The organism is Dankookia sp. GCM10030260, assembly GCF_042666655.1.
Lineage (GTDB): Bacteria > Pseudomonadota > Alphaproteobacteria > Acetobacterales > Acetobacteraceae > Paracraurococcus.
On the sequence record NZ_JBHTDE010000003.1, the window covers coordinates 569,753 to 585,062 of the forward strand.

Here is a 15,310-nt window from a genome sequence, read left to right on the forward strand (position 1 = left end):
TCAGCGCACCACCGCATGCGGGTCGGCCAGCTCGTCCAGTCGCGCCTTCAGCGCCAGGCGGTCGAGGGAGGCGATGGGCAGGCTGGTGAAGGCTTCCAGCCGCCGGCGCAGCCCGGCATAGACCTCGTTCAGCAGCGTCGCGCGTTCGGCGGGGCTGCCGCCGAACTTGCTCGGGTCCGGCAGCGGCCAAGCGCCGGTGATGGTCGTCGCGCCGAAGTCGGGGCAGACCTGGCCATGCAGCGTGTCGCAAAGGGTGATGACGAAGTCCATGGACGGCGCCTCGGGCCCGGTGAACTCGGCCCACGACTTGGACCGCAGGCCCGAGACGTCGTGGCCCAGCGTCTTCAGCAGCGCCAGCACCTCGGGCAGCGGCCCGGTCGGCGACGGGTCCGAACCCGCCGACCAGGCGGCGAAGCGGCCGGGCGCCAGCTTCTTCAGCAGCGCTTCGGCCATGACCGACCGGGCGGCGTTGTGGGTGCAGAGGAACAGCACGTTGAAGATGGGCGGCTGCATGGTGTCGTTCTCCCGCGTCAGGGTATCCAGCATGCGGCCAAGGTCGCCGCAGCGGGCGGGCTCGCCGCCGCAGCAGGCCTCGGCCAGGAAGCCGAGCAGCGCGCGCAACCGCGCGAACCGCACCGCATAGATCATGCTGCGGCCCTGCCGCGTGGCGGCGACCAGCCCCGCCTGGTCGAGGGCGCGCAAATGGAAGGACAGCGTCGAGGCCGGCACGTCCAGCCGCGCGGCGATCTCGCCCGCCGCCAGGCCGCTCGGCCCGGCATCCAGCAGGGCGCGCAGCAGGTCGAGCCGGGTGGCCTGCCCGAGGGCGGCGAAGGCGAAGGCGGCATCATCCGATTCCATGTTTCCAATTTAGTCGAAACATGCCGGCGTTGGATGACACTTGCATGACCCTTTCAGGTCAGCCGAGCGCCTGGACCACCTGCTGCACCGCATTCCGCGCCGCCCGGGTGATACCCGCCAGGGTCGCCGAGGCCGCGCCGGTCCAGTCGCCATAGCCCAGCAGCCAGAGCCGCGGCTCGGCCAGGGCGCGTCCGGCCGGCCCGACCGCCACCCGGCCATCCGGCTGCACCAGGCCGAGCGGCGTCAGATGCCCGAGCGCCGGGCGGAAGCCGGTGCACCAGAGGATCGCATCCGCGGCGATGCGGGTGCCATCGGCCCAGACCGCGGCATCGGCCTCCAGCCGGGCGAAGGGGCGCAGGCTGCCGAGAGCGCCGCGGGCCCGGGCCTCCCGCACCGGCGCCACCGCGACGACGTCGCCGAGGCCGCCCTCAACCGGCGGCGGCGGGCGGCCCTCGCGTTCGGCCTGCCAGCGGGCCGTGGCGCGTTCGAACAGGACGCGGCCATCGACCTCGTCCGGCAGGAAGACCGGCGCGCGTTCCGTCACCCAGGTGGCGCGGGCAGCGGCACGGGAAACCTCGGCCAGGATCTGCGCTCCGGAATTGCCGCCGCCCACCACCAGGACCCGCAGCCCGGCGAAATCCTCCGGCCGGCGATAGGCGGCCGAATGAACCTGTATTCCGGCGAAGGCGTCGCGGCCGGGGACGTCGGGGACGAAGGGATGCGCCCAGGTGCCGGTGGCGCTGATCACCGCGCGGGCGGTCCAGGCGCTGCCACCGGCGGCCTCGACCCGCAGGGCAGCGCCGGCGCCGCCAATCGCGGCGACCCGCACCGGCCGGCGCACCGGCAAGGCGTAGCGCGCCTCGTAGGCCGTCAGGTAGGCGATGACGGCATCGCGCGGCGGATAGCCGCCATCGGGCGGGACAGGCATCGGCCAGCCGGGCAGGGAGCTCCACTGCGCCGGGGAGAACAGCGTCAGCGAGTCCCAGGCATGCCGCCAGGCGCCGCCCGGCGCCTCCCCGGCATCGAGGATGGCGAAGGAGAGCCCGCTGCGGCGCAGGAAGTAGCCGGCGGCGAGGCCGGCCTGCCCGCCGCCCACCACGACGGCGTCGAGCGGTTCAGCCACGCGCCGGCACCGTCTCTGCCAAGGCCGTGTCGCCGGGGAACCAGGCGCGGCCCAGCCGCAGCGCCACGCCGACCAGCAGGATCAGCACCGGAACCTCCACAAGCGGTCCGATCACCGTGGCGAAGGCGACGGGGGACGCCAGGCCGAAGGCGGCGATGGCCACCGCGATCGCCAGCTCGAAATTGTTGGACGCGGCGGTGAAGGCGATCGCGGTGGTGCGCGGGTAGTCGGCGCGGATCCAGCGGCCCATGGCGAAGGAGACCAGGAACATCACCAGGAAGTAGATCGCCAGCGGCAGGGCGATACGCAGCGCGTCCATCGGCAGCCGCAGCACCTCGCCGCCCTTCAGGGTGAACATCGCCACGATGGTCAGCAGCAGCGCGACCAGGGTGACCGGCGCGATGCGCGGCAGGAAGCGTTCGGTGTACCAGGCCTCCCCGTGGCGGGCGGTCAGCATCCGCCGGCTGAGGAAGCCGGCGGCGAAGGGCAGGCCGAGATAGAGCAGCACGGCGCCGGCGATGGTGCCGAAGGGCACCTGCACCACGCGCCCCTCCAGCCCCACCAGCGGCGGCAGCACCGACAGGAAGAACCAGGCATAGGCGCCGAAGAAGACCAGCTGGAAGATGCTGTTGAAGGCGACCAAGCCGGCGACGTATTGCGCATCCCCACGCGCCAGGTGGTTCCAGACCAGCACCATGGCGATGCAGCGGGCCAGGCCGATCAGGATCAGCCCGGTCATGTAGTCCGGCCGGTCGGACAGGAAGGCCACCGCCAGGCCGAACATCAGCACCGGTCCGATCACCCAGTTCTGCACCAGCGACAGCAGCAGCACGCGGCGGTCCTTGAACACCGCCGGCAGCGCCTCGTAGCGGACCCGCGCCAGCGGTGGATACATCATCAGGATCAGCCCGACGGCGATCGGCAGGTTGGTGCCGTTGACGGACATGGCGTCGAGCGCCGCCGGCAATCCCGGCACCAGGCTGCCGAGCGCGATGCCCAACCCCATCGCGGCGAAGATCCAGAGCGTCAGCCCGCGATCGAGCAGGGACAGTCGGCGGGGTTCGGCTTCGGTCATGCATCATCTCCGGTGGTGGTGGGGCCGCAGCAGGCGAGCGGCAGGGCGGCGTCGAGCAGCGGGGCGCAGGCACCGGGGCGGCTGCCGCAGCAATCCTCCACCAGGAAGGCGACCAGGGCGCGGATGCCGCCCAGTTCGACGCCGTAGAAGACTTGGCGGCTTTCCCGTCGGGACTGGACCAGCCCGGCCCGGGTCAGAATCGCCAGATGGGTGGACATGGTATTGGGCGGCGTCCCCAGCCGGCGGGCGATCTCGCCGGCTGGCAGCCCCGCGGACCCCTGCTGCAGCAGCAGGCGGAAGGCGCGCAGGCGGGTGTCCTGGGCCAGGGCGGCGAAGGCTTCGACGGCAGTGATCTCGTCCATGATTCGAGACTACTCGAATCGCCGATTCCGGCAAGCCGCGGTTAGCCTCGTGTCATGTCCGGGACGACCCGTTTCGCCGCCGCCATCGTCGCCGCGCAGGTGCTGGCGCAGATCGGCGCCTTCACCCTGCCGGCGCTGCTGCCCGGCTATATCGACCGCTGGTCGCTGACCGCGACCGAGGCCGGCTGGCTGATCGGCGCCTTCTTCGCCGCCTATGTCGTCGCGGTGCCGGTGCTGGTCGCGCTGACCGACCGCCTCCCGGCGCGGCGGGTCTACGTGTTCGGCACCGGGCTGACTGCGATGTCGCATCTCGGCTTCGCGCTGCTGGCGGATGGGTTCTGGGGTGCGCTGGCGCTGCGCGCCATGGCCGGCATCGGCTGGGCCGGCTGCTACATGCCCGGGCTGAAGGCGATCGCCGACCAGCTGGAAGGACATGCCCAGTCCCGCGCGGTGACCTGGCATGCCGCCGGGGTCGGCATCGCCGGCGCGGCCTCCTTCGCCGTGGCGGGCGGGCTCGATGCGCTTGCCGGCCCCGGCGCGGCCTTCCTGTTCGGCGGCCTGGCCGCCCTGGCCGCCGCCGCGATCGGCGCCGCGGTCATGCCGGCAGAGCCGCCGCCGCGGCCCGCCGACGCCCCGCCCCCGGGGGCGCTGCTCGATTTCCGCCCGGTCCTCCGCAACCGCGCCGCCATGGCCTGGATCGTTGGCTATACCGTCCATACCTGGGAGCTGGCGGCACTGCGGGCCTGGGCGGTCACCTTCCTCGCCGCCACCATCGCCCGGCACGGCGCGCCGTCCTGGCTGCCCGGGCCGACTGCCATCTTCACCGCCGCCGGGCTGGCCGGGATCGTGGTGTCGATCACCGGCAACGAGACGGCGCAGCGCTTCGGCCGGGCGCGGGTGGTGGCGGCGGCGATGGGCCTGGCGGCGGGGATGTCGCTGCTCGCCGGCTGGTCGGGGTTGGTCTCGGCGCCGCTCGCCGCGCTCTGCGTCATCGCCTGGAATGCCGCGATCTACCTCGACAGTTCGGCGCTGACCGCGGGCACCGTGCAGGCGGCGGCACCGGGTCGGCGCGGCGCCACGATGGGGCTGCACAGCATGTGCGGCTATGCCGGCGGCTTCCTCGGGCCGCTCGGCGTCGGCATCGCGCTCGACCTGGCCGGGCCGGAGGGGCTCGGCTGGGCGCTCGGCTTCGGCCACCTGGCCGGGGTCACGCTGCTGGGCCTGGCGGTGCTGCGGCGGCTGGGCCGGCCGCACTGAGCCTCAGCCGCAGCAGCCCTTCGGCGCGGCGACGGGCGCGGCGGCGGCAGGGCCGCAGCAGGATGCGGCCGCCGCCAGCGCCGGCTGCGGTGCGCCGCAACCGGCGGCCACGGGTGGCGCCGCCGGCGCGCAGCAGGCGCCGGCGGGGGCTGCCGCATCGGTGACGCAGACGCCGGTCTCCGGCAGGTCGAGATGCACCTCCCGCGCCGCCGCCCAGTCGCCGGCCAGCGCCGCGGCGATGCTGCGCACCTGCTCATAGCCGGTCGCCAGCAGGAAGGTGGGCGCACGGCCGTAGCTCTTCATCCCGGCGATGTAGAAACCCGCTTCCGGGTGGCGCAGCTCGGCCTCGCCATGTGGGCGGACGGTGCCGCAGCTATGCAGGTTGGGGTCGATCAGCGGTGCCAGGGCCGGCGTCGTCTCCACCGCCGCATCGAGCCCGAGGCGGATCTCCCGCAGGTAGGACAGGTCGGGGCGGAAGCCGGCGGCGACGACGATGCGGTCGGCCTGCACCGTGGTCATGCGCTCGCCCTGCCGGCCGGTGACCGCCAGCGCGCCGCCCGCATCGGCAATGCGGTCGATCAGGAAGGGCGCCAGGGCGGTGACGGCGCCGCTTTCGACCAGCGACTGCGCCCGGGCGCCGAGCGAGCCGCGCTCGGCCAGCGCGTCGCGTGCGCCGCCGCCGAAATTCACCGCCCCCAGCGGCCGGCGGAAGGCCCAGAGGATGCGGGTGCCGGGCGCATCCTTGGCCAGCGCGACCAGGTCGAGCACGGCGTTCATGGCGGAATGCCCGGCGCCGACCACCAGCGTGGTCGCCCCGGCATAGGTCCCGCGCGCCGTGCCGAGCACGTCCGGGATGCCATAGGCGATGCGGTCGGCCTGCGCCGCCTCGCCCGGGGCCGGCATGCCATGTGCACCGGCCGGGTTCGGCGCCTGCCAGGTGCCGGCGCAGTCGATGACGGCGGCGGCCGCGATCGCCTCGATGCCGCCATCGGCGGTCGTCACGTGCAGCACGAAGGGCGCGGCGTCGCGCCCCCGGCTCTCTTGCAACCGGCCATGGTCGCGGCGGGCGATGCCGATGACCCGCCCGCCGGTGCGGATGCGGCCGCGCAGCGCCGCGGTGGCGGCCAAGGGCGCCAGGTAGCGCGTCACCAGCTCGGCGCCGGTCGGGTAGGCCTCGGCCTCGGGTGCCGCCCAGCCCTCGGCTTCCAGCAGGCTGCGGGCGGCGGCGTCGATGTCGTAGCGCCAGGGCGAGAACATCCGGACATGGCCCCATTCGCGCACCGCGGCGGCGACTTCGGGCCCGGCTTCCAGCACCAGAGGCTGCAGCCCGCGGGTCAACAGATGGGCGGCGGCGGCGAGGCCGACCGGGCCGGCGCCGATGATGGCGACGGGCAGGTTGGATGCGGTCATGGCGTGGCTTCCTGGCGCGGGGAGGGGGTGAAGGCGGGGCGCATCAGCAGCAGTCCCCGTGGGGGCTTGCCGCGTCGGCCGCGGCAAAGGCGCGGCCGGTGTCCTGCAGCGCCGCAGTGGCCTCCATCCAGGCATCGAGCGCGACGCGGAAGGCCGCCCGCCCGGCCTCGGTCAGCGCATAGACCCGGCGCTGGCGGCCCTGGACCACCTCCTCGGCCACGGTGACGAAGCCGCCGGCCTCGAATTCCCGCAGCACGGGGTAGATGGTGCCTTCGGTGGGGGAACAGCAGCCGCGCGTGGTGTGGTCCACCGCCCGGGCGACCTCGTAGCCATGCATCGGCCCGTCGTGCAGGACGCGCAGGATGAAGAACTTGGACAGCCCCATCTTGATGGTGCCGGCCCAGTAGTCACGGGCGGCATAGTCCACGCGGGGCGGGATGCGGGCGAGAGCCGGGATCGACATGAGAGCCGAAGCTATACCTTGATGGTCGATGCATCAAGGCCCATCCCGTGCCCGGCCACGCTGCGAGGATCATGGTGACCGGGAGGCGCCACGCCGCCGTCGCACCCCTGGCGCCCACGCCCTGGGACGCCAGCGTGCCGGTCCGGTTGCCTAATCGACCCCGACGGCGCCCGGCCCCGGACCGCGGAAGGCATAGCGCAGCCCCACCAGCAGGGCGTGGTTGCGGTTGGTGGTGTCGACCCGCGCGTCGCGGAAACCGGCACGGCCGAATCTGGCGCCGTGTTCCACCTGCTGGTCCAGCACCGCGAAGTAGCGATACTCGGACGTCAGCGACAGGCCGCGGGCGATGCCGGACAGGTCCCATGCCAGCCCGAGGATCGCCTGATAGGCGAAGCGCCCGTCGACGCCATAGGTCATCGACCCGTCATTGCCGCTGCGCGCCGTGATCCGGTCGTAGGACGACCAGGCATAGCCGCCGCCCAGCCCGGCATAGGGCGTCACCGGCACCCCGACCCGCCAGCCCAGCCGGTGGAAGTCGTAGAAGGCATTCGCCATGACGGCATGGGTGCTGGCCTCGCCCGACAGCGTCGGATGTGCCGGGTAGCCTGCGACCGAAACCGCATCGACGTCGCTGCTGCGGTAGCCGAATTCGACCTCGGCGCGCAGCCCGTTGCCGAAACCCCAGCCGAGGCTGCCGACCGCCACTGGGCCGGCCCCGGCGAAGCCCAGCTTGCCGGTCGTGCCGAGCCCCATGGCGCGGGCGGTGTCGGCGCCGGCGCCCTGCAAGGTCAGGTCCGCATCCTGCCGCCAGTTCGCCCCGGCGGCGGCGGCGATATAGAAGCCGCTGGTCGGGGCGGTGCCGAGCCGGACGCCATCGGTCCGCGCCGCACCGGTTCCGGCTGCGATGATCGTAGCGTCGTCGGTCTGGCCGTTGGCCGCACCGGTTGCCGCCATCAGGCTCAGGCTGCCCAGAAACCCGACATGCAGCACGGTCTTCGTGAAGGTCATTCGTTCGTCCGCGTGATGGTCGCGCGGAGAGAACGGCTCGCTCCGCTGCGGACGACCCTATAAAAGCGATCCAGCTGCCGCCCTTCACGTGTATCTGTAACGATCGATACTCAGCCGATCGTTATTTATGTAGGATATTTACGTCACAATAAATGCTGGAATAAACAATAGGTACTATTTATACTTTTGTTATTCTATTTAAGGTTGATGGCCATCTTCAACGCCGTGCTGTTGCGGGGCGTAGCCCGGTCGATGGGGCGCACGCCCTCGCCATGCGGGGCGGCCACGGCACTGCCATGCGTCCGGTGGCGTGCGCCAGCGCCGCCGCACCCACGGCCCCGAACGCCGTGCCCCGAACCTGGCCTGATTCCGGCACATTCTACGTCCCGGCGTCTCAGGCGGCCGGCAGCATGACCGCCAAGGGCCCGGGCGCGTCCTCTACTACCACCGGCAGCAGCCCCGCGGGGTCGCCATCCGCCTGGATCGGCACGGCCGCACCGCGCAGTTCCACCCGCCGCGCCCAGCGCAGCTCCACCCCCGGCAGCCGCGGCAGCAGGTCGAGCGGCAGCGCCGCCCCGTACAGCGCCGCCCGCAGCGGCCCCGCGCTGCGAAACAGCGCCACCTGGAAGCCCGCCTCGCCCGGCCGCGCCGCCGGCGCCAGCAAGTGCCGCCCGGCATAGAGCCGGCCTTTGGAGACGATGGCGCTCGTCACCTCCAGCGTCTCCTCATCCAGCACCGCGGCGAAGCGCGGGAAGCGGTAGCGCCCAAGCTCCCGCAGCCCCTGCAGCACATAGGCGCCGCGGCCGAGCCGCCGCTTGAGCCGGAGGTCGAGCCGCGCCACCACCTGCGCGTCGAAGCCGGCGCCGAGCATCTGCACGAAAAGCCGCGCGGTGCCGTCGCCGAAGCGGGCCAGGCCGGGCCGCAGCAGCACCGTGCGGCCCTGCGCCAGCACCGCGGCCGCGGCTTCCGGCTGCGGCGGCAGGCCGAGTTCCCAGGCCAGCACGTTGGCGGTGCCGAAGGGCAGGATGCCGAGCCGCGCCGCCGACCCGGCGAGGCCTGCCGCCACCTCGGCGATCGTCCCGTCGCCGCCGGCGGCGACCACGAGCGGCACGCCATCCCCCGCGGCCTGTCGTGCCAGCAGCGTCGCATGGCCGGGGTGCAGGGTCTCCGCCACGCGGGCGACGACGCCGGCCTCGGCCAGCGTGCCGAGCGCGCGGGCCAGCCGGCGGCGGCGACGCGCCCCGGCGGCGGGGTTGAAGACGATGAGCATGCGCTTCCTGGCCATTCGGGGAACAGGCCCGGCGACGAGTCGCCCACCGGGACAGAACGTGACCTAACTGGGTAACGACCGAGACAGGGGCAGGACATTTGCGTGGCAGCCGCATGACAATTGCTGCCGGAACGGCGGAGCCGAGGCGGCGTCACGCAAGATTCACGACGCAGCCCGTCACCCTGCGTTACTGGCACCGCATGCGCCGGCCAGCGAATCGCCATGGTTTTCCGGCCGCGGCGAGGCCGGAGTCCGAAGGTCAGCGACGATGCAGAGCACGGATCAGAAGCGCCGTTACCGCACGATCTTCCTGTCGGACGTGCATCTCGGCACCCGCGGCTGCCGGGCGGATTTCCTGCTCGACTTCCTCCGCCGGACGGACTGCGAGCAGCTTTTCCTGGTCGGCGACATCATCGACGGCTGGCGGTTGCGCAAGTCCTGGTACTGGAGCCGCGAATTCGACGAGGTGCTGCGCGAGATCCTCGCCATGGCGCGGCGCGGCGTCGGGGTCACCTACATCCCCGGCAACCACGACGAGATGTTCCGCGACTGGCTGGGCCTGGGCTTCGAGGTCGCCGGGGTGCGGATGGCGCGCGACGCGGTGCACGAGGGCGCCGATGGCCGCCGCTACCTGGTGATCCACGGCGACGAGTTCGACGGCGTCATCCGCTATGCCAAGGTGCTCGCCCATCTCGGCGACTGGGCCTATGACTGGGCGCTGACGGTGAACCGCGTCTTCAACAGCGCCCGGCGCCGGCTCGGCTACCCGTACTGGTCGCTATCGCAATGGCTGAAGCGCCAGGTGAAGGGCGCGGTGAAGGCCATCGACCGCTTCGAGGTCGCGCTGGCCGGCGAGGCCCGCCGCCGCGGCCTGGACGGCGTGATCTGCGGCCATATCCACCATGCCGAGATGCGCATGGTGCAGGGCGTGCTCTACATGAACGACGGCGACTGGGTGGAAAGCTGCACCGCGCTGGTGGAGCACGCCGATGGCCGGTTCGAACTGGTCGACTGGGCGGCGGAGAACCGGCTGTCCTTCTGGACCCGGCTGGAACGGCCTGCCGTGGCGGCGGCCTGAATTCGTGCGGCGGGGCGCCCGCCGGTGCCGGCGGGTTGGGCCGCGTCCCGGTGCGTCCGCCGCCTATCCTTCAGGCGGATCCGATGTCCTCAACTTGTTCTGAGCGGGCTGCGGCCCGGGAGATTCGATGGTCCTCGACCTGGATGCCGTGCCGGCTGACCCGATCCTCGACGGCGCGGTCACGGTGCTGCCGGATACCGACATGCTGCGGCTGCTGATCGTCACCGATGCCTGGGTTCCGCAGGTGAACGGCGTGGTGCGCACCCTGGCCACCGTCGCCGGGCGGCTGCGGGCGTTGGGCGACACGATCGAGGTGATCGGCCCCGATCGCTTCCGCACCCTGCCGATGCCCGGCTACCCGGAAATCCGCCTGGCGTTGCGGCCGGCCCGCGCGCTGCGGGCGATGGTCGATGCCTACCGGCCGAGCGCGGTGCATATCGCCACCGAAGGCCCCCTGGGGCTGGCGATGCGGGCGCTCTGCCTGAAGCGGTGCTGGCCCTTCACCACCAGCTTCCACACCAAATTCCCGGAATACCTGCAGGCCCGCACCGGCCTGCCGCCGCGCTTCGCCTGGGCCTGGCTGCGCCGCTTCCATGAGGCCGGCCGCGGCACCTTCGCGGCCACCCCCTCGCTGCGGGCCGAATTGGCCGCGCGGGGCTTCACCAGGATCCGCCCCTGGACCCGCGGCGTCGACCTCGATCAGTTCCGCCTCGAACCGCGCGAAGACTGGGCCGGCCTGCCGCGCCCGGTCTTCCTCTATGCCGGCCGCGTCGCGGTCGAGAAGAACATCGAGGCCTTCCTGGCGCTCGACCTGCCGGGATCGAAGGTGGTGGTGGGCGACGGGCCGCAGCGGGCGGCCCTCGCCCGGCGCTTCCCCGCGGCGCATTTCGCCGGCTGGAAGCAGGGCGCCGACCTGGCGCGCTGCTATGCCGGCGCCGATGTCTCGGTCTTCCCGTCGCGGACCGACACCTTCGGCCTGGTGATCCTGGAGGCGATGGCCTGCGGCACCCCGGTCGCGGCCTTCCCGGTCACCGGGCCGCTGGACGTCATCCCTGGCTCCGGTGCCGGGGTGGTGGATGCCGACCTGCGCCGTGCGGCGCTGGCGGCCCTGGCCTGCGACCGGGCGGCGGCGCGGCGGCATGCCGAGCGCTATTCCTGGGAGGCCTGCGCCGCCAGCTTCCGCCGCCAGCTCGTGCCGATCGGCTAGCCGCCGCCTGTTCCCGCGCGCCCGGGCATGCTACCCGGCGCTCCTCGATATGCGCGCGCATCCATGTTCCGGCGGCTGATCCGCTCCGCCGCCGCCCAGGCGGCCTTCGCCTGGGCGCTTGGCCTGTACCTGGCCTGCGTCTACCGCACCACGCGCTGGACTCTGCTGGGCGAGGCGCCGCTGCGCGCCGCCTTCCAGGGTCCGGACGGTGTCCCGCGCAGCGTCATCGCCGCCTTCTGGCACGAGCGCCTGCCGATGATGCCGATGCTGTGGCGGCAGGCCCGCGCCCGGCTGCCGGAGATGGCCGGGATGCGGGCGCATGTCCTGGTCTCCCGCCACCGCGACGGCCGCTTCATCGGCGAGGTGGTGCGCCGCTTCGACCTCGACATGGTGCATGCCTCGACCAGCCGGGGCGGCGCTACGGGGATGCGGGTGCTGCTGCGCATGCTGGCGCAGGGCGACATGGTGGCGATCACCCCGGACGGGCCGCGCGGGCCGCGCCGGGTCGCCGCCCCCGGCGTGGCGCAGCTTGCCGCCGTCTCCGGCCTGCCGGTGCTGCCCTGCGCCGCCCGCACCACGCACGCGCGCGTCCTGCCGAGCTGGGACCGCATGGTGCTGCCGCTGCCCTTCGGCCGCGGGGTGATGGTGGTGCGGCCGGCGGTGCCGGTCGACCGCGCCGATCCGCTGGCCGCCATCCCCGCCATCGAGGCCGGGCTGACCGCCGCCTGCGAGGCCGCCGATGCCTGGGTCGCGGCACCCGCTGCCGCCCGCGCCGGGATGTCATGAGCGCCGGCCTCGCCCTCTGGCGGCTGGCCGCCGGCGCCGCGGCGCCGCTGCTGCCGCTGCATCTCCGCCGGCGGGCGCGTTTCGGCAAGGAGATCGCCGCCCGGCTGGGAGAACGCCGCGGCGAGGGGGCCGCCCGGCCGCCCGGGCGGGTGCTCTGGCTGCATGCCGCCAGCGTCGGCGAGACGCTCTCGGTCATCCCGCTGCTGGAGGCATTGGCGACCCGCGCCCCCGACCTGACCCTGCTGGTCACCACCGGCACCGTCACCGCCGCCGGGGTGCTGGCGCAGCGGCTGCCGGGCGGGCTCGGCGGCCGGCTGCTGCACCGTTTCGTGCCGCTGGACGTGCCGCGCTGGGTGACGCGCTTCCTCGATGGCTGGCGGCCGGATTGCGCGGTGCTGGTGGAATCCGAGCTCTGGCCGAACCTGATCGCCGCCGTGACGGCGCGCGGTGTGCCGCTGGCGCTGGTGAATGCCCGCTTCAGCGCCCGCTCCGCCCGGCGCTGGCGGCTGCTGGCGCCGGGGCTTGGCCGGCGGCTGCTGGGCGCCTTCCGGCTGGTCACGGCACAATCCGCGGCGGATGCCGAACGGCTGCGCGCCCTGGGGGCGGCCGAGGTGCTGACGCCGGGCAACCTGAAGGACGCCGCGCCGCCCTTGCCCGCCGATGTCGCCGCGCTGACGGCGCTGCGCGGGGCGATCGGCGACCGGCCGGTCCTCCTCGCCGCCAGTACCCAGCCGGGGGAGGAGGCGATCATCGCCGCCGCCCATCGGCTGTTGGCCATCGGGCATCCCGGACTGCTGACCATCATCGTGCCGCGCCATCCGGAACGCGGCGCCGCAATTGCCGTCGACATGGCGCCGCTGCCGGTGGCCCGCCGTGCGGCAGGCGCCCTGCCGGGGCCGGAGACCGCGATTTATCTGGCGGACACGCTGGGCGAGCTCGGCCTGTTCTATCGGCTGGCCAGGGTCTGCCTGGTCGGCGGCTCGCTGGTGCCGCATGGCGGGCAGAACCCGCGCGAGCCGGCCCGGCTCGGCTGCCCCATCCTGCTCGGCCCGCATACCCACAATTTCGAGGAGCCGGTCGCCCGGCTGCTGGCCGCCGGCGGCGCCACCCGGACCGCCGCCGATCCGGTGGCGCTGGCGGCTGCGGCCGGGGGCGTGCTATCGAATCCTAACCGCGGACGAGCCATGGCGAATGCCGCCGCCGCGGCCCTTGCGGCGGAGGCCGGGTTGCCGGACCGCCTCGCAGGTTTGCTGATCGGGCTTCTCCCCGGCGCCGGGCCAGGGGACGGACCCATGGATGGAGCCACGCCGCCCGCGACGGGGCCGGCCTGAGGCCGGGCCGGCCAACCCTGCCGGGTCGGGTGCGTTGAGCAGCGGATCCAGGCTGGGGATCGACGCGGCCCGTGCCGGTGGGGCAGCGAACACCTTCGGGGTGGATGACGGGATGAACCAAGGATTGGTCGAAGCCTGATGCGTGCTCCCGAATTCTGGACCGGCGACGGCGGAGGGCTGTTCCCGTTTCTCCTGGCCCCGGCCGCCGCGATCTATGCCGCCGTCACCGCGCGGCGCATGCGGCGGCAGGGCTGGACCGCGCCGGTCCCGGTGATCTGCTGCGGCAATGCCACCGCCGGCGGCTCGGGCAAGACCACGGTCGCGCTCGACCTCGGCCAGCGGCTGGCCAACCGCGGCGTCGGCATCCATTTCCTGTTGCGTGGCTATGGCGGGACCCTGAAGGGTCCGGCGCGGGTCGACCCGCAGGTGCATGACAGCGAGGCGGTGGGCGACGAGGCGCTGCTGCTGGCGGCCGAGCGCCCGGCCTGGATTTCCGGCGACCGCGCCGCCGGCGCCCGCGCCATGGTCGCCGGCGGGGCGCAATGCATCGTCATGGATGACGGGCTGCAGAACCCGACGCTGGAGAAGGACCTTTCGCTGCTGATCATCGACGGCAGCTACGGCTTCGGCAACGGCCGGATCATCCCCGCCGGGCCGCTGCGGGAGATGCCGGAGGCCGCCGCCGCCCGCTGCCGCGCCGCGGTCCTGATCGGGGAGGACGAGTGCGGCGCCCTTGCCCGGCTGCCGTCCCGCCTGCCGGTCCTGCGGGCCAGGCTGGCGCCGGGGCCGGAGGCGGAATTGCTGGCGGGTCAGCCGGTCTATGCCTTCTGCGGCATCGGCAACCCACGCAAATTCTTCGCCACCTTGCAGGAGGCCGGGGCGGTGCTGGCCGGGCGGATGCCCTTCGCCGACCATTATCCCTTCGACGAGGGCGACATGCGTGACCTGCTGGCCGAGGCCGAGCGGCTGCGCGCCATCCCGGTCACCACGCGCAAGGACTTCGTCCGCATCCCGGCCGCCTTCCGCAGCCGCGTCACCGTGGTGACGGTGAAGCTGGTCTGGGACGACCCGGCGGGGATCGAGGGGCTGCTCGACCCCTTGGCGCAGCGGGTGCCCATCCCGGCGTGAAAGCCTGGGCGTGAGACGCCTGCAATTCGCCGTCGAGACGCTGGTGGTCCGCGCGGTGCTGGCCCTGGCGCGCTGGCTGGGGCCGGTCCGGGCTTCGGATGCGGGCGGCGCGCTGGGCCGCTGGCTGGGGCCGCTGCTGCCGGTCTCCCGCATCGCCCGGGCCAACCTGGCGCTGGCCCTGCCGGAACGGGACGCCGCGGCGCGCGCCCTTATCCTGCGCGGCATGTGGGACAATCTCGGCCGCACGGTGGGCGAGCTGCCGCATCTGCCGGCCATGCGGTGGGAGATCGTCGGTGTCGAGCATTTGGCGCCGCTCGCTGCCGACGGCGGGCCGGCCATCCTGGTCTCCGGCCATCTCGGCAACTGGGAGGTTCTGCCGCCGGCGCTGGAGCGCCTCGGCATCCGCATGGGCAGCGTCTACCGCGCCGCGGACAACCCGGCGGTGGACGCGCTGGTGAACGGGTTGCGCGCCCGGGCGGTGGCGGGCAAGGCGCTGCCCTTGTTCCCGAAAGGCGCGCAGGGCGCGCGGGCGGCACTGAAATTTCTGTCCCAGGGTGGCGTGCTCGGCCTCCTCGCCGACCAGAAGCTGAACGACGGAATCGCCGTGCCGCTGCTCGGCGCACCCGCGATGACCGCGCCGGCCCCGGCGCAGCTGGCGCTGCGCTTCCGCTGCCCGGTCATCCCCGGCCGGGTGCAAAGGCTCGGCCCCTGCCGCTTCCGGCTGATGGTGGACCCGCCGCTGGCGCTGCCCGTGGGCGAGGACCGCCAGGCGGCGATCCGCGCCCTGACCCTGGCGATCAACGACCGGATTTCGGCCTGGATCCGCGAGCGGCCGGAGGAATGGCTCTGGCTGCACCGGCGCTGGCCGAAGGACGTCTGACGCGGCGGGACCGGCCGGCAGCGGCGCGGGCCGCCCCCGTGGCAGGATGCCGGGGATGTCACTTGAGGTATACC

At 73.4% G+C, this 15,310-nt stretch carries 15 protein-coding genes; 7 read left to right on the forward strand and 8 right to left on the reverse strand.

What is annotated here, in order from left to right; translation table 11 throughout:
• The 4 genes from ACFQS7_RS14210 to ACFQS7_RS14225 are packed head-to-tail and all read right to left on the reverse strand — an operon-like array spanning nt 1 to nt 3,418.
• Nucleotides 1-858 (reverse strand): metalloregulator ArsR/SmtB family transcription factor, encoded by an 858-nt coding sequence (locus ACFQS7_RS14210; protein ID WP_380067739.1) that lies wholly within the window; start codon nt 856-858, stop codon nt 1-3.
• Nucleotides 859-916: 58 nt separating this feature from the next.
• The gene (locus tag ACFQS7_RS14215) at nt 917-1,981 is read right to left on the reverse strand and encodes an ArsO family NAD(P)H-dependent flavin-containing monooxygenase (RefSeq protein WP_380067740.1); all 1,065 of its coding nucleotides are present in this window, start codon (nt 1,979-1,981) and stop codon (nt 917-919) included.
• Nucleotides 1,974-3,056: an ACR3 family arsenite efflux transporter gene (gene arsB / locus ACFQS7_RS14220; protein WP_380067741.1), complete on the reverse strand. Its 1,083-nt coding sequence runs from the start codon at nt 3,054-3,056 to the stop codon at nt 1,974-1,976. Before arsB ends, ACFQS7_RS14215 begins: the two co-directional genes overlap by 8 nt.
• Nucleotides 3,053-3,418, reverse strand: coding sequence for an ArsR/SmtB family transcription factor (locus ACFQS7_RS14225; RefSeq protein ID WP_380067742.1), 366 nt, complete (start codon nt 3,416-3,418; stop codon nt 3,053-3,055). The genes arsB and ACFQS7_RS14225 overlap by 4 nt, the downstream gene beginning before the upstream one ends.
• Before the next feature lie 54 nt (nt 3,419-3,472).
• Here ACFQS7_RS14225 and ACFQS7_RS14230 point away from each other — a divergent pair, with 54 nt between their 5' ends.
• Complete coding sequence (locus ACFQS7_RS14230; protein WP_380067743.1) at nt 3,473-4,675, forward strand: MFS transporter; 1,203 nt, start codon at nt 3,473-3,475, stop codon at nt 4,673-4,675.
• Nucleotides 4,676-4,678: 3 nt separating this feature from the next.
• On the opposite strand, the gene ACFQS7_RS14235 is transcribed toward ACFQS7_RS14230, so the two are convergent.
• From ACFQS7_RS14235 to ACFQS7_RS14250, 4 genes are all read right to left on the reverse strand, one after another.
• Nucleotides 4,679-6,085: an FAD-dependent oxidoreductase gene (locus tag ACFQS7_RS14235; protein WP_380067744.1), complete on the reverse strand. Its 1,407-nt coding sequence runs from the start codon at nt 6,083-6,085 to the stop codon at nt 4,679-4,681.
• A gap of 43 nt (nt 6,086-6,128) precedes the next feature.
• Nucleotides 6,129-6,548 carry a PadR family transcriptional regulator gene (locus ACFQS7_RS14240; RefSeq protein ID WP_380067745.1) on the reverse strand — a complete coding sequence of 140 codons (420 nt, stop codon included), beginning with the start codon at nt 6,546-6,548 and terminating at the stop codon, nt 6,129-6,131.
• 150 nt (nt 6,549-6,698) lie between these two features.
• Nucleotides 6,699-7,556 (reverse strand): outer membrane protein, encoded by an 858-nt coding sequence (locus tag ACFQS7_RS14245; protein WP_380067746.1) that lies wholly within the window; start codon nt 7,554-7,556, stop codon nt 6,699-6,701.
• A gap of 394 nt (nt 7,557-7,950) precedes the next feature.
• Complete coding sequence (locus ACFQS7_RS14250; RefSeq protein ID WP_380067747.1) at nt 7,951-8,826, reverse strand: diacylglycerol/lipid kinase family protein; 876 nt, start codon at nt 8,824-8,826, stop codon at nt 7,951-7,953.
• A gap of 268 nt (nt 8,827-9,094) precedes the next feature.
• Here ACFQS7_RS14250 and ACFQS7_RS14255 point away from each other — a divergent pair, with 268 nt between their 5' ends.
• From ACFQS7_RS14255 to ACFQS7_RS14280, 6 genes are all read left to right on the forward strand, one after another.
• Nucleotides 9,095-9,904, forward strand: a complete 810-nt coding sequence (locus ACFQS7_RS14255) for a UDP-2,3-diacylglucosamine diphosphatase (RefSeq protein ID WP_380067748.1) — start codon at nt 9,095-9,097, stop codon at nt 9,902-9,904.
• A 205-nt stretch (nt 9,905-10,109) separates the two neighbouring features.
• Nucleotides 10,110-11,111 (forward strand): glycosyltransferase family 4 protein, encoded by a 1,002-nt coding sequence (locus ACFQS7_RS14260; RefSeq protein WP_380068022.1) that lies wholly within the window; start codon nt 10,110-10,112, stop codon nt 11,109-11,111.
• 63 nt (nt 11,112-11,174) lie between these two features.
• Nucleotides 11,175-11,897: a lysophospholipid acyltransferase family protein gene (locus ACFQS7_RS14265; RefSeq protein ID WP_380067749.1), complete on the forward strand. Its 723-nt coding sequence runs from the start codon at nt 11,175-11,177 to the stop codon at nt 11,895-11,897.
• Nucleotides 11,894-13,228: a 3-deoxy-D-manno-octulosonic acid transferase gene (locus tag ACFQS7_RS14270; protein ID WP_380067750.1), complete on the forward strand. Its 1,335-nt coding sequence runs from the start codon at nt 11,894-11,896 to the stop codon at nt 13,226-13,228. The genes ACFQS7_RS14265 and ACFQS7_RS14270 overlap by 4 nt, the downstream gene beginning before the upstream one ends.
• Nucleotides 13,229-13,366: 138 nt before the next feature.
• A complete protein-coding gene (gene lpxK / locus ACFQS7_RS14275; protein WP_380067751.1) occupies nt 13,367-14,356 on the forward strand; it encodes a tetraacyldisaccharide 4'-kinase in 990 nt (329 codons plus the stop codon).
• A 10-nt stretch (nt 14,357-14,366) separates the two neighbouring features.
• The gene (locus tag ACFQS7_RS14280; RefSeq protein WP_380067752.1) at nt 14,367-15,236 is read left to right on the forward strand and encodes a lysophospholipid acyltransferase family protein; all 870 of its coding nucleotides are present in this window, start codon (nt 14,367-14,369) and stop codon (nt 15,234-15,236) included.
• The last annotated feature ends 74 nt before the right edge of the window (nt 15,237-15,310 follow it).